Source organism: Rhizobium sp. P2_G2 (genome assembly GCF_056403555.1).
Genome location: NZ_JBFUFF010000016.1, coordinates 32,487 through 47,580 on the forward strand (window position 1 = coordinate 32,487; position 15,094 = coordinate 47,580).

Sequence of the window (15,094 nt, forward strand, 5' to 3'; positions counted from 1 at the left end):
TAACACTTGTTACGCAATTAGATAACGATCGTTATCTAGCATCATAGCAATTGTTATGGCGATCCTGCCGCCGGGCGGTTTCGAGGAGTGATGACATGCCGAACGCGTCGAAGCATCCGCTGGAACAGTCCTACGATTACATCGTCGTGGGTGCCGGCTCCGCAGGTTGCGTGATCGCCAATCGTCTGTCGGCAGACCCTGATGCCAGGGTCCTGGTGCTCGAAGCGGGCGTCCGCGACCGCAGCCTTTTCATCCACATGCCCGCCGGCGTCTACAAAGTCTGGAACGACCCGAAACTCAACTGGAACTATGCGAGCGCGCCGGAAGGCGAGATGGATGGCCGGGAAATCCCGGTGCCGCGCGGCAAGGTCCTCGGCGGCAGCTCGTCGATCAACTCCATGGTCTATCTGAGAGGGCACCCATCCGACTACGATCGCTGGGCGAGCGAGTTCGGTCTGCCGGCCTGGGATTACGCCCACTGTCTCCCCTATTTCAAGAAGGCCGAGCGCAACCAGCGCGGAGAGAACCCCTGGCACGGCGGCTCCGGTCCGCTTGGCGTCAGCAAGGGCTCCTCGGCGAGCATATTGTACGATGCCTTCGTCGCCGCTGGCGACGAGGCCGGCATCGGCACTTCCGACGACCTCAATGGCTATAAGCCCGAAGGGCTCGGCCATTACGACAGCACGAAATGGAACGGCCGCCGCTGTTCCGCCGCGGTCGCTTACCTCCATCCCGCGGCCGCGCGGCCGAATCTGACGATCGTCACCGAAGCACTGGTCGAGAAAGTTGTCATCGAAGCCGGGCGCGCGCGATCGATCATCGTCCGTCACGGCGGCGGGCAGTACATCGTTCGTGCGGACCGCGAGATCGTGCTGAGCGGGGGAGCGATCAACTCGCCGCAATTGCTGATGTTGTCCGGGATCGGTCCGGCTCAATCGCTTCGGCGCATTGGCATCGAGGTCCATGCCGACGTCCCGGGTGTCGGGCAGAACCTCCAGGACCATATCGATCTGGTGATGCAATGGAGTTGCCCCAAGGCGGTCACGCTGAAGCACCTCGCCAATCCGTTGATCAAGGCCTTCGTCGGCGCGCGCTGGCTGCTCAACAGAAGCGGCCCGGTCGCGTCAAACATCTGGGAGGCTGGCGGGCTCGTGCGGACCGAGAGTGGCCTGCCGGCTCCGAACATCCAATACCATTTCGCCCCCGTGGCAATGCGCTATGTCGGCAATGCCATCCGGCTCGAGCAGGGTTTCCAGATGCATGTGAGCCAGCTCAGGCAGGACGCCCGCGGTCACATCGAACTGGCGAGCGCCGATCCGTCGAGGCCACCACGCATCGTCTTCAATTTCCTGCGGACGGAGAAGGACAAGCGAGAGCTCGTCGACGGTGTCTTGATGGCGCGCCATATCGTCAACCAACCGGCGCTGCGTGAATTCCTGGGCAAGGAACTGGTTCCCGGCCCGTCCGCGGAGACCCGGGAGGACATCCTGCGCTTCGTCCAGAGCTTGAGCGAGACGGAGTTCCATCCGAGCTGCTCTTGCCGGATGGGCACAGACGATCTCGCCGTGGTCGACACTGATCTCAAGGTCAGGGGCGTGGACGGACTTCGGGTCGTCGACGCCTCGGTCATGCCGAACGTGATCAGCTCGAACCTCAACGCCACCGTGATCATGATGGCCGAAAAGGCCGCCGACAGCATAAGCGGGATTCCGGCCCTCAAACCGGAACGTCCGCGCTTCTTCTTCGACGAGAAGCACGTCGCCTGAGACCGCGAGGTCTCGGACCCGGCTTCCCATCGCTGCGCATGCCAAGCTCAACAAAAAGGGAACCGAAATGCTGAAATATCTCCTCGCCGCGGGCGTAAGCCTGCTTTCCATTGCACCATCGCTTGCTCAGGCTGCCGAGCCCGCAAGCTGCAAACAGGTCCGCTTTTCGGACGTCGGCTGGACGGACATCACGTCGACGACGTCGATCTCGTCGATCATACTCGGGGCGCTGGGATACGAGCCGCGCAGCATCATGCTCTCCATCCCGGTGACCTATGCAAGCCTCAAGCGCAAGGGCATCGACGTCTATCTCGGTGACTGGGAGCCTGCCATGGTGCAGGACCGCAAGCCCTATATCGAGGACAAGTCGATCACCGTGGTCGGCCCCAATCTCGAAGGCGCGAAATACACGCTTGCGGTGCCGAAGGCTGCGTTCGATGCCGGCGTCAAGGATTTTGCCGACCTGCAGAAATTCGCCGACAAATTCGACCGGAAGATTTACGGCATCGAGCCCGGAAGCACGGGCAACAACATGATCCAGGCGATGATCGACAAAAACCAGTTCGGCCTGAAGGGATGGAGACTGATCGAATCCTCCGAACAGGCCATGCTGACGCAGGTCGACCGCGAGATCAGGCAGGATGGATGGATCGTGTTCCTCGGATGGGAACCGCATCCGATGAACACGAAATATAAGATGTCATACCTCTCAGGCGGGGACGCCACTTTCGGCCCGAATTACGGTGGCGCGACTGTTTACACCAACATCCGCTCCGACTTCGTCACACAATGCCCGAATGCGACCCGTTTCCTGCAGAACCTGAAATTCACACTCACGATGGAAAACGAGATCATGGACGCCATCCTCAACCACGACGCAGAGCCGAGGAAAGCCGCCGCGGCCTGGCTCAAGGCGCATCCGGATGTCGTCAAACCATGGCTCGACGGCGTGACGACATTCGACGGCAAACCCGCACTTGACCCCGTCGAGAGCGCCGTGAAGGGCTGATGTCGAACATGGGAACTGGCGCTCGGAGATTTGGTGAGCGCCAGTTCCTTCGCTGTGACCGCGAAGGCGCAGACCCAAGCGCGTCGCCTCGCACTCTTCTGATCGGGATTTCCGATCTATCAGGCCGATGCAACGGGATCACCTGGTCCGGCGGGTTTTGCTATGGATGGAGCCTCGGCAGGAGAACCCACGATGCTCACCAAGTCCCCTTTTCGATACGACCTCCCGACCGCCAACCGGCAGCCCTTCCATCGTGGAGGCTCGGCGACGCTGGTCTGCAAGACGGTCATCGCCGAGACGCATGATACGAAGACGTTCGTTTTCGAGGACAGCAGGAACCGGGGCTTCGATTTCAAGCCCGGCCAGTACGCCACATTCAAGTTCCAGATCGACGGGAAGACCTATCCCCGCGCCTATTCTCTCTCCTCGACGCCGACCCGGCCGCACAATGTCTCCATCACCGTCAAACGTGCCCCCGGTGGTACGGTATCGAATTGGCTCAACGACACTGTCCGCCCCGGCATGGAGATCGACATCCTCGATATCGGCGGACGCTTCAACGCCCTGGACATTCCGGCCCGCAAGCCGCTGTTCCTCTCCGGCGGCTCGGGCATCACGCCCGTCATGTCGATGCTGCAGTTCATCATGGACACAGCTGACGATGCCGACGTGGCCTTCGTCCATTTCGCCCGTACCCCGAAAGACATCATTTTCCGGGATCAGTTGGAATTCGTCGCCAGGCGCTTTGCCAATGTGGCGGTGCATCTGGTGGTCGCTGATGATTGCAATGACGCTGGTTTCACCGGAGCCAGGGGCGAAATCAGCGCTTCGCTCATGCGCGCGTTGGTCTCCGACCTCGACCAGCGTGAAATCTTCATGTGCGGTCCGGAAGGCTTCATGAAGGCCGCTCGAGCCATTGCCCCGGAACTCGGCGTCATTGCAGTTCATGAAGAGAGTTTTGGCGAAAAGGTGGTGATCGAGGACAAGGGCGATGAGGGCGGCGCGGTCAGCTTTTCGCTTTCGGGGATGACGGGACAGTGCCAGCCGGGCGAGACCGTTCTCGAGGCGGCGCTGAATGCCGGGGTATGGATCAACAGTTCCTGTCAGCAGGGTGTTTGCGGCAGTTGCCGGATCAAGATAACTGAGGGCCAGGTCAGCATGAACCACCTGGGCGGAATTTCGGATGACGAGACGGCGGAAGGCTATGCGCTCGCCTGCTGCAGCAGGCCCTTGGGTCCGGTGACGGTGGAGGCCTGAAGCGGCACCTATTGCGAGGCCGTCAGACTTTTGAGCGCCTTGAGCAGCCGAAGATGCGTGTGCGAATGACGGTTCCGCACATGCACAGCAGAGTAGATCGGATGCGAGATGATCGGCGCGTCCTCCACGACCTCCACGACCCCTTCCTGCTTGAGCTTTTGCGCGATTGACGCCGTGACGAAGGCAGTTCCCCCGCGGGTTCTGAGAAGGGAACTGATCGCGCCCCCATGGCCTGTCGAAATTGGGCTCGCATCCAGTTCCGGCAGCATCTGCTTGTGGGCTTGGTCGAAGGCAGCGGAATAGTTCGCCCGGATATAGTCCGAAGACCTGACGTCGGCGAGTGCGATCCGCCGCGTGCTCACCATCAGGAAGCGTTCCTCCGCCACCTGCTCGTAATGCATGTCGGGAAAGTGCTGCGGGGAATAGAGCACCGCGAGGTCGAGGCTCCCGGTCGTCAGGTCCAGGATCATCTGGTTGGAATAATCGATCTCGACATAGATCGCCAGTTTCGGCATTGCCGTGCGCGCCCAGTCCAGCCATTTGGTCAGCAGGTCCTCGTATATCTCGACATGGACGCCAATCCGGATCAGGCGATCGAATTTCCCCACAGCCTGGATTTCCCGCCGCGCGTCGAGCCATCTGAGCTTCACCGCCCTGGCATGGGCTTCGAACCGGATGCCCGCCGCGGTCGGCTCGGTGCCGCTCTTGTTGCGGACGAACAATTGCTTTTCCAGAAGGCCCTCGAGCGCCCGAATGCGGCTCGACACCGTGGATTGGGTAATGCCCAGCCGCTCCGCCGTCTTGTTGAAGCTGCGGGTTTCGATGAGGTCGAGAAAGGTATCGAGAAGTTCGATCTGCATGGTCGTCGTCGCTTGTTGGTCTCAGTCGCCACCTTGTCCTGAGGGTTCATTCTCCGCAATCCGTCATCGGGTTTTTCGATCAATGTCGGGTCGTCCGTCGCGTAGCCGGAGCGGGACGGACCGTGCATTCTTCTCCCGTATTCTTGCATGATCCCGAGGAGGATGGCATTCGATGTTCATAGTCGACACAGACGTTCACAATTACTGGTCAACCGCCGAGGTTCTCCTCCCCTACCTGGAGCCCTATTGGAAGGACTTCCTCGTCCGCGGCGAGAAACCCGGCCCCACCGGCAGCTTCCCGCACGGCCATCGTCCCTTCCTGCATCCCGAAGGCTTCTCGCGCCACGACATCAAGCCGGAGACCGAGGAGGACAACTATCTCGTCATGAAGCAGAAGCACCTCGATCACTACGGCATCGACGTCGCGATCCTGACGTCCGACGAACCGCTCGAAGCCTCGACGCTCGCCAATCCCTATTATGCAAACGCCTTGGTGAAAGCCTATAACGATTACATGATCGACTGGTGGCTCCCCAAGGACAGCCGGTTCAAGGGATCGATCGTCATCTCGCCCACCGATCCGCATGGCGCCGCCGCCGAAATCCGCAGGCTCGGCCACCATCCCGATATCGTCCAGGTGCTTGCGAGCCATGGCTCCCAGCGGCCCTATGGCGATCCATTCTACCATCCGATCTTCGAGGCCTGTGCCGAGGTCGGTCTGCCCTTCGCCATTCATCTCGGCGGCCAGGGCGGCGTCAATTACAACGCCGTCGCTAGCGGCTTCACCACCTTTTATTGGGAGACGCATGCGCTGCTGAGCCAGCCCGCAATGACCCATGTCGCCAGCATGATTTCGCACGGCGTGTTTGAAAAATATCCCGACCTCTACATGGTCGTGATCGAATGCGGGGTCTGTTGGGTGCCGTCGCTCATGTGGCGGCTCGATGCCAACTTCAAGGCACTCCGTAAGGAGACGCCCTGGCTGAAAATGCTTCCCTCAGAATATTGCCGCAGGAACATCCGCTTCAGCACCCAGCCGCTCGAGCAGCCCGCCAACGTCAAACACCTGTGGGAAACGCTCGAGCAGATGGACGGCCAGAACACGTTGCTCTTCGCCTCGGACTATCCGCATTGGGATTTCGACGCCCCGACGAACCTCCACATTCCGCCGGCTTGGCGCGAGAAGGTCCTCGGCCTGAACGCACTTGAAGTGTACAAGCGCATCAAGGCTCCGGCCTCCATCGGGAGGGCCGCGTGATGTCGGTCGACACCAGCAAACGGGCATTCGCCTGCAAGATAGGAGAGGTCGGTCCCTCCAACCCCAAGATCGTCAAGGTCGGCCCGATGAGCATCGGCATTTTCGAGCTCGAGGACGGCTACGCCGCGATGCTCAACGTCTGTCCCCACCGGGCCGGCCAGTTGTGCGAGGGGCCGGTCTGCGGAACGGCGCGCGAAACCGACCGGACCGAGTTCGTCTACGATCGCCCCGGACAGATCGTCCGCTGCGCCTGGCATGGATGGGAGTTCGACATCAAATCGGGCACCTGCCTCGTCGACGGCAAGCTCAAGGCGCGGACCTTTCCCGTCCATGTCGAACACGATGAAATCTATGTCGAGCTCGCGCGCTGACGCGAGCCCCGATCAACGGAGAAGTTGAATGCAAACTGTCAAATTTACCCAGATGAAGGACGGTGACGCCGAGGACTATGCCTTCCTCACCACCCACGAGGTCGAATATGCCGCGGGCACGGCCGACCGGCTGCTGGACGCCATGGTCGAACTCGACACGTCGCTCTCGGGCTACAAGATCACCCGCCTCGGCCATTCGCTTCAGGCGGCAACGCGCGCCTGGAACGACGGCGCCGACGTGGATTGGATCGTTTGCGCGCTGCTGCACGACATCGGCGATATCTACGCCCCGTACAATCACGACGAATATGCTGCCGCCATCCTGCGTCCGTTCGTGCGCGAACAATGTTCCTGGGTGGTCGAAAAGCATGGCGACTTCCAGCTCCTCTATTATGGCGCGCATGTCGGAGCCAATCCGAACAAGCGCGACAGCTATCAGGACAGCCAGTATTTCGACGACTGCGCGACATTCTGCGAGAAATGGGACCAATCCAGTTTCGACCCCACCTTCACGACACGGCCACTGGACTTCTTCGCACCGATGGTGCGCGAGGTGTTTGCGCGCAAAAGCTATGATCCGGACGTCGTGCGGACCGGGCAAAGGCAGGCGCTCTCCGACGCCTCGGTTGCCGCGGCCCGGAGATCACCCGTCAACATGGCTTGACGAAACCATCTTTCCGCCCGGTCTTCCTTCACGCGGCGCTTGCTTGCCCCACCCCTGGGGCAGGCTTCGTGGGCGTTCCACGCCGGATAGCAGACTTGACTGCGTTCAGGCATGACCACCTTTGATGGCGCGAAGCTGCCGGGTTCTCGGCCGCTCTTGGTCGCGAAGATGAACCACGTCACACCGGCCACGTTCCATGCTTCTCAGGCGGACACTCTTCGCGGAAACAAAACCGCCTCGGGTGCCGTTTTTGCCCCGTCCACAATCAGCGGCTCCCGGTAGAGCTCCGGCAACGGAATTCCAAGTTTCTCGTGCAGTTCAGCGGCTGACCTCGGCAGGAAGGGAAGCAGACAACGCGCGACGGTCGCCAGGCCGAAGACCTGTTCGGAAAGCGTTGATCCGAGACGATCGGCGGTCGCTTGCCGATCTGCGGATGGCAGATCGCCAAGCAGCGCCGCGGCATCCAGCCAGGGTGTAAGCCGCGCAAATTGTCTGTTGGCGTGACCGACGAACGCGAAAATGTCGGAGAGGCCGACATGAAGCTCAAAGGTCTCGAAGGCTTTCGCCACTTTTGCAGGAAGTTCTGCCGCCTCGCGGACAAACGCGCTGTCCGGCAGTTGCGGAACGCTCCCTCCAAGGGTCGTCGAGAGCAAGACGAGCACCCGGTTGGCAAGGTTGCCGAGCTGTCCCCCGAGTTCTCCTGACCATGCGGCGTCGAGACGCGCTTCCGAAAAATCGCCATCGTCTCCGGAGCGGATGTGGCGGAGCAGGTAGTAGCGGAGCGCATCCGGCGTCTTGTAGGCTTGTATGATGCGGTCTGGATCGATGCCATTGCCCGATGATTTGCCGATTTTCTTCCCGTCCACCGTGACATAGCCATGCACGAGGATCGACGTCGGAAGAGGCAGGCCTGCCGAGAGCAGAATGGCTGGCCAGTAAATGGCGTGGAACTTTGAAATGCCTTTCCCGACCACATGAATGCGCTCGCCCTCCCCCTGCCAGCAACGCCGGAAGAGCTGATCATCCGTGGCATAGCCCAGCCCCGTCAGATAGTTGGCGAGGGCGTCGAACCAGACATAAACGACGTCTTCTCCGTCCGGCACGGGAACACTCCAGCCGCGGGCGCGCTCGGCGCTGCGTGACACGCTGATATCCGACAATCCGCGCCTCAGAAAGGCGAGTATTTCGTTGCGCCGATGCGCCGGAACGATCCGAAGCTCGCCTGTCTCCACCAGCGCACATATCCGCTCGCCGTAACGCGACAACCGGAAAAACCAGTTCTCCTCTTTCACGCTTTCGAGAGCCGCTCCATGCTCCGGGCATCGCCCATGATCGAGCTCCGATGGCTCGTAGAACTGCTCGCAGCCGACGCAATAGAGCCCCTCGTAAGCCTTGCGATAGAGGTCACCGTTTGCGGCGCATGCCTGCCACAATGCGTGGACGCTGGGCACGTGCCTCGGATCGCGCGAGGTACGCACGAACGCGTCGTTGGAGATATCGAGCTCGTCGCCAAGCCGTTCGAACCTGTCCGCATTGGCATTGACGAAATCTCTGACAGGCAGGCTAGCCGCGTCCGCCGACCTGACATTCTTCAGGCTGTTGTCATCGGTTCCACACTGGAACCGGACGCCATGCCCGAGAAGACGGAAGTGACGCGCATAGGCGTCCGCCTGGACAAGCTCGAGCGCGAATCCCACATGGGGCCGCGCATTGACGTAGGGGATCGAGGTCGTGATGTAGATGTCTGACTTGCTCATCGGCTTCTCCTTTCGAAGGCAAAGTGCCCACGAGGCGGATCGACCCATGAAAAGACCGCCTCGAGGGCGGTCGCTTGGTGCAGTATGGATGCACGAAACCCGCCACGCTATCTGCGCGGCATCATCATCACGGAGGTGTTGATCAGGTTCCTGTCCATGACTTTTGGTAGCACCCAAGTTCGCTTCGATCAAGCGCGCCTTTTCAAACAGGTTTCTGTCCGGCTCTCGGTGCAGGGCTGCCGCAAGATCTTGGTCGCTTTCGGCGCGAACAGGACATTCTCGCTTGTTGTTCATTGGCCCGAAGTCAACGGTCGCCTGGAATTATTGGCTCAACCGCGATCCCGGACCGCTCTGTCCCAGCCGCGGTTCCGCCCCAGCCAGCAGCCGCTGAATGTTGGCGCGATGGCGTACGATGACGTACAGGGCGCCGACAACCACCAGCAACCGATAGGCCGGCGGGTGATCGAGGCCGAAGACCAAGGCGACCGCAGTCAAGGCCGCGAGAATCGAGCCAAGCGAGACGATGCGGAAAACTGCCAGCATAACGCCCCAGACCACCGCGGCGCCCAACCCGAGGGGCGGCGACATGGCCAATAGGACGCCGAGTCCCGTGGCTGCGGATTTCCCGCCTGTGAACTTCAGCCAGATCGAACGACCATGCCCCAGCAACACCGCCAGCCCAGACAAGCAGACCGTCCAAGGCACCAGGTTTTGCAGATCGAGATTCTGCGGCGGCGTGAACGCGGGCTGTGCAGAGAGCCAGGGAAAATACCAGCGCGCAAAGACGATCGCCGCCGCACCTTTCGACACATCGACAAGCAGCACGAAAAGTGCAGGCCATTTGCCCAGAATGCGCAGCACGTTGGTCGCCCCGGTCGATTTGGAGCCGTGCTCACGGATATCGATGCCGCCAAGCAGCTTGCCGGCCAGGTAGCCGGTCGGCGTGGAGCCGAGGAGATAGGCAATCAGCAGTCCAACCGCACTTGCTATCCAAAACATCATCGCGCTTACTTTTCCCCACGGACCGTCATCGACCTTGCACTCTGCCAGACGCACCCAAGCTTTTTCAAAGTCAAGCGCCTCTGCTTTACCGCAAATTGCTCGCTCTGACGGAGAACTCCAACGGCTTCCCATCATTGAGCGTTGACAACGCCACTCAGTCCGGCCAAGGGAAACCACCTCAACATASCGAACGGTGTCCCATGCTGCCTTTGCACGCGCTTGGCGAGCGCATCGTCGTTCTCGGCCCGTCCAATGCCGGCAAGTCAACCCTGGCGGTCGCCCTTGCCGAAAAACTCGGTTTTCCGGCCGTCCATCTCGATCAGCTTCACCATCTGCCGCATACGGATTGGCAGCAGCGTCCGGAAGCAGAGTTCGCAGCACTCCATGATGCGGCAATTCTGGGTGAGCGATGGGTGATGGAGGGCAATTATTCGCGCCTGATGCCGCAGCGTTTCGCGCGTGCGACCGGCGCCATCCTGATCAGTTCGCACCATTGGCTGCGGTTTTTCCGCTACCTCAAGCGCACGCTCATCAATCGCACGGATCGTGCCGGACATCTCGAAGGCGCCCAGGACAGCATCAAATGGGAGATGGTCCACTGGATCCTGGTGAAGACCCGCAACAGCGGCGTCGAATATGCAAAGATTCTCGAGGATTCCGGCTTGCCGATGATCGAATGCCGCACGGCGGAAGCGCTCGACGACCTTTACCGGGATTGGGATTTGCCGGCGCGCCGGTAGGGAACCCCGGAAATCTTTGGCGACATCGGAAATCGGCGCGAAACGGAAACCTTTCAGCATACAGCCTCGCGGCCATTGCAGGCGGCTGAAGCGGCTGCCGAGGTTCAGCGCTCCATGAACAGAGCGATGAAACTCGGCTTGGACTGGATCGGTCGCGCGTCACTTTTAGCGCAGGGTTCAGAACGCGAAATCCCCGGCGGTCAGGTCGGCCTTGTGCATGTTGTGGATCGTGATCTCATCGCCGCCCAGCAGTTTTACCACGAGATCGTCGCCGGACTGTTTCACCGCGATATCCTTGAAGGAGTCGATGCCCTTATAGGTTTGCAGCACGATTTGGTCGCTGCCGTCCTCGAAATCGGTGATCACGTCCTTGCCGCCACCGGCATGGAAAACGAAATGGTCCGCGTCCGAGCCACCCGTCAGGCGATCCCGGCCATGGCCGCCGTCCAGCCAGTCCGCGCCGCTTGCACCGTCGATCTTGTTGTTGCCGGCATTGCCGTAGAGGAATTCGCCGCCTTGGTTTCCGGTGAGATTGATGTTGCCCTTGCCCATCAGCCGGCCCGATTCGAACTCCTGATCGAGGGTCCAGGAGACGAATGTCTTGACCGTGTCGAAGCCGCCGCCAGCCGACTCCCGGAGATCATAGTCCGCGGATTTGATCACGTAGAGATCGTCATCGCCGCCGCCCTGTATCGCGCCGCTGACATGGCCTCCTTTGTCGATGAAGCGATCTTCGCCCAGTCCCATGTTGATGTTCGACCGGATCTGCCCGAAATTGATGACGCTGTCATCGCCCTGGCCGCTCGATATCGCTGAACTCGAACTGTTGAGCTGCCCCTTGTTGACGAGCGTGGATGTCGACCCGGCATCGCTGTACATGTGTACCGTGCCGTTGATCGTGCCGGAATTCTCCAGCCTGAGATCGGAGCCTTGCAGGGAGACGCCATTCCCGCCCATGGTGGTCAGGACACCCGTATTCTCGAGGGTGATGTGGTCTCCATCCATTTCCACCGCTTGACCCTCACCGGCCGCGACCATGCCGTCGTTGTGGAACAGGCTCCCGTCACCGGCGATCATGAACCCGGCGGACCCGCCGCGCATAAAGCCTGTTGCGCCGATATGGACCTGAATCGCAGGGGCCGGCTGCCCCTGTTGACCATAGCGGAATATCGAATCCTCCGAATAAAGAGCGCCGCCCAACTCAAACGTCAGGCCCTCCGTTGCGTCGAGGTCGAACATGTAGCCGCTGTTAATATATCTGTTCGAAGCGTCATCAAGCACATAGGTCGTATTGGCGGTTGCGGTGGTCATCGGAAGGTCCGAGTAGTCGAGATATTCGGTGGCCACGTCTGTTCTCCGTGTATGAGCCTGCTGTGGACGAACCTCTATTCATCGACTGTTTCGCCGAAACTTCCCCTCGCTGCCTTCTTTGTTTCAATTGTTTCAGAAGGCCCGGCTTCCGGATATCCCGCATCCTCTGCCGCGGCGTTGCTCAACCGGCAAAGTTGGAGTATCTTTCTAGAGGCGGAAGACTCCCGAGGAACGGTGGGCTGCTTGCGCAGGTGAGGCCGACATCAGGCCTCATGTTGTGAGAGGCAGGAGCGGGACCGATCTGAGCCGTCGGGCGCTTTGGACCTTTGTGCGATGGGAGTGCCGGCATAGACTTTCCCGTACCCGACAACGAAGTTGAACGCTTGGCCGCGGTGCGCGCATATAACGTCTACGGCACAGACCCTGAAGCCGGATTCGACGATCTGACCGATCTCGCCGCCTCGATTGCCAATGTACCGATTGCGATCGTCAACATCGTCGGCGACACCAAGATATGGCTGAAATCCCGTCACGGTGTTCCTCCCGATTTGGCGGAAGTCCCTCGCGCCGGCGTCTGCTGCAGCCATGCGGTCTGCCGCAGCGACCTCTTGGTGGTGCCCGACACCATCGCAGACAATCGCTTCAGCTGGATGCCGTTCATCGCAACCGAACCTTTCATCCGCTTTTATGCCGGCATGCCGCTGATAGACTCGGGCGGCCGCGCGCTGGGAACGCTTTGCATCATGGATGTCACGCCGCGCGAACTCGGCTTCGAGGCCGCCGAAGGCATCCGGCGCATCGCGCGCCAGACCACCGCCCAGCTCGAACTGCGCCTGAAGATCGCCGAGCTTGTGCGGTCGCAGCAGGATCTGGCGGCCGAGAAGCAGCGCTCTGATGACCTCCTCCTCAACATCCTGCCCCGCAACATCGCCGCGGAATTGACCGAGAAGGGTTCGGTCGAACCACGCCACCATCCGTCCGCGACGATCCTGTTCACCGATTTCGTCGACTTCACCACATCCGCCGCCGAACTCTCCCCGCGGGAATTGGTCGACGACCTCGATATGTACTTTTCGGAGTTCGACAACATTGTCGCGCGGCATGGGCTGGAGAAACTGAAGACCATCGGCGATTCCTATATGTGCATCGGCGGTCTGACGCAGGGCCAGAAGCACCACGCTGTCGGCAGCTGCCTCGCCGCGCTTGAGATCAGGCGCTTCGTGATGGGCTCGAACAAGCGCTGGGTCGCCGCCGGCGAGCGGCCCTGGCACCTGCGCGTCGGCCTGCACAGCGGCAGCGTGATGTCCGGCGTCGTGGGAAAGAAGAAGTTCACCTACGATGTCTGGGGCGACGCGGTGAATATTGCATCGCGGATGGAGAGCACCGACGAAGCCGACCATGTCAACATGTCCGAAAGCACGTATCAACAGGTGAAACCGTATTTTGAATGCACAGCCCGGGGTGCCCTTGAGGTGAAAAACAGGGGCAAAATGACGATGTATTTCCTTGAGCGCTTGAAGCCGGAATATGCGGCGGACACGGCCGGCGTGGAGGCAAACGAGCGCTTGAAAAGCGCACTGGCCGGGACGTCCGTGCCCTGGTCCCTGCACTGAACATCTCTGCGGCCAGGCATATCCGGGCATCGATCGAACCAGGCGGCCTTCTCTTCGGAGGCAATGTCGAGCCCGATCTTTGGACAGCTTGGATGACCGCCATTTGTGCGAGGCTTACTTTGACACTTGGGACACCGGTGCACGACGCCATCATGTAAGGGCGGCGCTACTCAGCCATGTCTGCAAATGGCGCCAAGCGACGCGGGCGACCTGACCGCTATTGGCCATTGCGGACATTGGCCAACCAAGATCATTGCCTTTCTCCGTTTTGATGCGTCTTATGGTGCAGCAGGCTTTCGGCGGAGGTTCCCGATGACCAATTCCTCTTCAGGATTGCGTACGCGTCTGACAGATTTGCTCGGTTGTGATTATCCGATCATCCAGTCCGGTATGGGCGGCCCGGGTCGCTCCGAGCTTTGTGCTGCCGTCAGCGCCGCCGGCGCTTTTGGCTGCATCGGCATGGTGAAGGAGAAGCCGGACCTGATCCATCGCGAGATCGACTCGGTCAGAACCAGAACCAATCGGCCTTTCGGCGTCAACATTGTTCCTTCCGTCACCGACCCGCATCTTCTTGAAGAGCAACTCGACGTCTGCTTCTCCGCGCAAGTCAAAGCCATGGTGTTTTTCTGGGATGTGCGACCGGACATGATCGAGCGCGCCCATAAGGCGGGGAGCCTGGTTCTCTATCAGGTCGGGAGCGTCGCCGATGCGATCGCGGCCGAACGAGCGGGTGCTGACGCGATCATTTGCCAGGGGTTCGAAGCCGGCGGGCATGTGCGCGGCAAGGTGACCTCCATGGTGCTGCTTCCGCAAGTGACCGCCGCCGTCTCCGTGCCTGTCGCGGGGGCCGGCGGTTTCGGGTCGGGTGCCAGCCTCGTCGCGGCGCTTGCCCTGGGTGCCGAGGGAATTCACTGCGGAACCGCGTTTCTGGCGACCCACGAATCCTATGCACATGACTATCACAAGCAGCGTGTGATCGATGCCAGTTCGGAGGATGCGATCTATTCCGATGTCTTCGCGATTGGCTGGCCGCCGCAGTCGCCCGTCAGGACGATCGAAAACAGCGTCACCAAAGAGTACGCCGGCAATCTTCTCGGGCATGGGCCTGACGATTTTACGCTTGAGGCGATCGCGGAGGATCAGGGTGAGCCTGTCTACCGCTACAGCACGTATTCACCGCTCAAGAACATGACGGGAGACATGGAAGCGTTGGCGCTCTATGCCGGCCAGGTCGGCGGTGCGATCAAGGAGATTCGTCCGGCGGGTGACGTTGTGCGCGACATGATCGACGAAGCTGGACGCGTGCTCACCCGCTTGCATTCGCTGGGATAGTGCGCGAGGCCAGGCCTATCGAACCCGGCCACGCCGCGATTGGCAACACCTGTGGTGGTTTTGGCGCCTTGCTATGTGGAGCCGTCGCTCTGCGACGATGTCTGCTCATGGCGCAAAGCGGCTCGGACGATCTCGGCCGCTCTTGATCCCAATC

The 15,094-nt window shown here is 60.7% G+C and carries 13 protein-coding genes; 9 read left to right on the top strand and 4 right to left on the bottom strand.

The annotated features are described in order from the left end of the window. Positions 1-95: 95 nt before the first annotated feature. The 3 genes from AC1D06_RS14640 to AC1D06_RS14650 all read left to right on the top strand — a co-directional run bounded on the left by AC1D06_RS14640 (position 96) and on the right by AC1D06_RS14650 (position 4,032). Complete coding sequence (locus tag AC1D06_RS14640; RefSeq protein ID WP_477878160.1) at positions 96-1,766, top strand: choline dehydrogenase; 1,671 nt, start codon at positions 96-98, stop codon at positions 1,764-1,766. 67 nt (positions 1,767-1,833) lie between these two features. Continuing rightward, positions 1,834-2,775 carry a choline ABC transporter substrate-binding protein gene (locus AC1D06_RS14645; RefSeq protein WP_477986770.1) on the top strand — a complete coding sequence of 314 codons (942 nt, stop codon included), beginning with the start codon at positions 1,834-1,836 and terminating at the stop codon, positions 2,773-2,775. Positions 2,776-2,967: 192 nt separating this feature from the next. Then, a complete protein-coding gene (locus tag AC1D06_RS14650; RefSeq protein ID WP_477986771.1) occupies positions 2,968-4,032 on the top strand; it encodes an FAD-binding oxidoreductase in 1,065 nt (354 codons plus the stop codon). Between the two features lie 8 nt (positions 4,033-4,040). Here the strand turns inward: AC1D06_RS14650 and AC1D06_RS14655 are convergent, their stop codons facing one another. Next, positions 4,041-4,892 carry a LysR family transcriptional regulator gene (locus AC1D06_RS14655; protein WP_477986772.1) on the bottom strand — a complete coding sequence of 284 codons (852 nt, stop codon included), beginning with the start codon at positions 4,890-4,892 and terminating at the stop codon, positions 4,041-4,043. Positions 4,893-5,064: 172 nt separating this feature from the next. On the opposite strand from AC1D06_RS14655, the gene AC1D06_RS14660 reads away from it, so the two are divergent. The 3 genes from AC1D06_RS14660 to AC1D06_RS14670 are packed head-to-tail and all read left to right on the top strand — an operon-like array spanning position 5,065 to position 7,185. Further along, positions 5,065-6,150: an amidohydrolase family protein gene (locus tag AC1D06_RS14660; protein ID WP_477986773.1), complete on the top strand. Its 1,086-nt coding sequence runs from the start codon at positions 5,065-5,067 to the stop codon at positions 6,148-6,150. Then, entirely contained in the window at positions 6,150-6,521 is a 372-nt protein-coding gene (locus AC1D06_RS14665) for a Rieske (2Fe-2S) protein (protein ID WP_477986774.1), read from the top strand. The genes AC1D06_RS14660 and AC1D06_RS14665 overlap by 1 nt, the downstream gene beginning before the upstream one ends. 28 nt (positions 6,522-6,549) lie before the next feature. After that, the gene (locus tag AC1D06_RS14670) at positions 6,550-7,185 is read left to right on the top strand and encodes an HD domain-containing protein (protein ID WP_477986775.1); all 636 of its coding nucleotides are present in this window, start codon (positions 6,550-6,552) and stop codon (positions 7,183-7,185) included. A 203-nt stretch (positions 7,186-7,388) separates the two neighbouring features. Here AC1D06_RS14670 and AC1D06_RS14675 read toward each other — a convergent pair whose 3' ends face one another. Both AC1D06_RS14675 and plsY read right to left on the bottom strand, forming a co-directional pair. Beyond that, positions 7,389-8,942: a methionine--tRNA ligase gene (locus AC1D06_RS14675; RefSeq protein WP_477986816.1), complete on the bottom strand. Its 1,554-nt coding sequence runs from the start codon at positions 8,940-8,942 to the stop codon at positions 7,389-7,391. 321 nt (positions 8,943-9,263) lie between these two features. Next, the gene (plsY, locus tag AC1D06_RS14680; RefSeq protein WP_477986817.1) at positions 9,264-9,944 is read right to left on the bottom strand and encodes a glycerol-3-phosphate 1-O-acyltransferase PlsY; all 681 of its coding nucleotides are present in this window, start codon (positions 9,942-9,944) and stop codon (positions 9,264-9,266) included. A gap of 200 nt (positions 9,945-10,144) precedes the next feature. On the opposite strand from plsY, the gene AC1D06_RS14685 reads away from it, so the two are divergent. Continuing rightward, positions 10,145-10,684, top strand: coding sequence for a P-loop NTPase family protein (locus tag AC1D06_RS14685; protein ID WP_477878167.1), 540 nt, complete (start codon positions 10,145-10,147; stop codon positions 10,682-10,684). Between the two features lie 177 nt (positions 10,685-10,861). Here the strand turns inward: AC1D06_RS14685 and AC1D06_RS14690 are convergent, their stop codons facing one another. Further along, positions 10,862-12,031: a calcium-binding protein gene (locus tag AC1D06_RS14690; protein WP_477878168.1), complete on the bottom strand. Its 1,170-nt coding sequence runs from the start codon at positions 12,029-12,031 to the stop codon at positions 10,862-10,864. 356 nt (positions 12,032-12,387) lie between these two features. Here AC1D06_RS14690 and AC1D06_RS14695 point away from each other — a divergent pair, with 356 nt between their 5' ends. Beyond that, a complete protein-coding gene (locus AC1D06_RS14695; RefSeq protein ID WP_477986819.1) occupies positions 12,388-13,608 on the top strand; it encodes an adenylate/guanylate cyclase domain-containing protein in 1,221 nt (406 codons plus the stop codon). 312 nt (positions 13,609-13,920) lie between these two features. After that, positions 13,921-14,940 carry an NAD(P)H-dependent flavin oxidoreductase gene (locus tag AC1D06_RS14700; protein ID WP_477878171.1) on the top strand — a complete coding sequence of 340 codons (1,020 nt, stop codon included), beginning with the start codon at positions 13,921-13,923 and terminating at the stop codon, positions 14,938-14,940. The last annotated feature ends 154 nt before the right edge of the window (positions 14,941-15,094 follow it).

Bases quoted from the DNA above. Each gene is read 5' to 3' on its own strand.
- AC1D06_RS14665 (WP_477986774.1), top strand. From the start codon at position 6,150: ATGTCGGTCGACACCAGCAAACGGGCATTCGCCTGCAAGATAGGAGAG.
- AC1D06_RS14645 (WP_477986770.1), top strand. From the start codon at position 1,834: ATGCTGAAATATCTCCTCGCCGCGGGCGTAAGCCTGCTTTCCATTGCA.
- AC1D06_RS14670 (WP_477986775.1), top strand. From the start codon at position 6,550: ATGCAAACTGTCAAATTTACCCAGATGAAGGACGGTGACGCCGAGGAC.
- AC1D06_RS14655 (WP_477986772.1), bottom strand. From the start codon at position 4,892: ATGCAGATCGAACTTCTCGATACCTTTCTCGACCTCATCGAAACCCGC.
- AC1D06_RS14675 (WP_477986816.1), bottom strand. From the start codon at position 8,942: ATGAGCAAGTCAGACATCTACATCACGACCTCGATCCCCTACGTCAAT.
- AC1D06_RS14700 (WP_477878171.1), top strand. From the start codon at position 13,921: ATGACCAATTCCTCTTCAGGATTGCGTACGCGTCTGACAGATTTGCTC.
- AC1D06_RS14650 (WP_477986771.1), top strand. From the start codon at position 2,968: ATGCTCACCAAGTCCCCTTTTCGATACGACCTCCCGACCGCCAACCGG.
- plsY (WP_477986817.1), bottom strand. From the start codon at position 9,944: ATGATGTTTTGGATAGCAAGTGCGGTTGGACTGCTGATTGCCTATCTC.
- AC1D06_RS14660 (WP_477986773.1), top strand. From the start codon at position 5,065: ATGTTCATAGTCGACACAGACGTTCACAATTACTGGTCAACCGCCGAG.
- AC1D06_RS14685 (WP_477878167.1), top strand. From the start codon at position 10,145: ATGCTGCCTTTGCACGCGCTTGGCGAGCGCATCGTCGTTCTCGGCCCG.
- AC1D06_RS14640 (WP_477878160.1), top strand. From the start codon at position 96: ATGCCGAACGCGTCGAAGCATCCGCTGGAACAGTCCTACGATTACATC.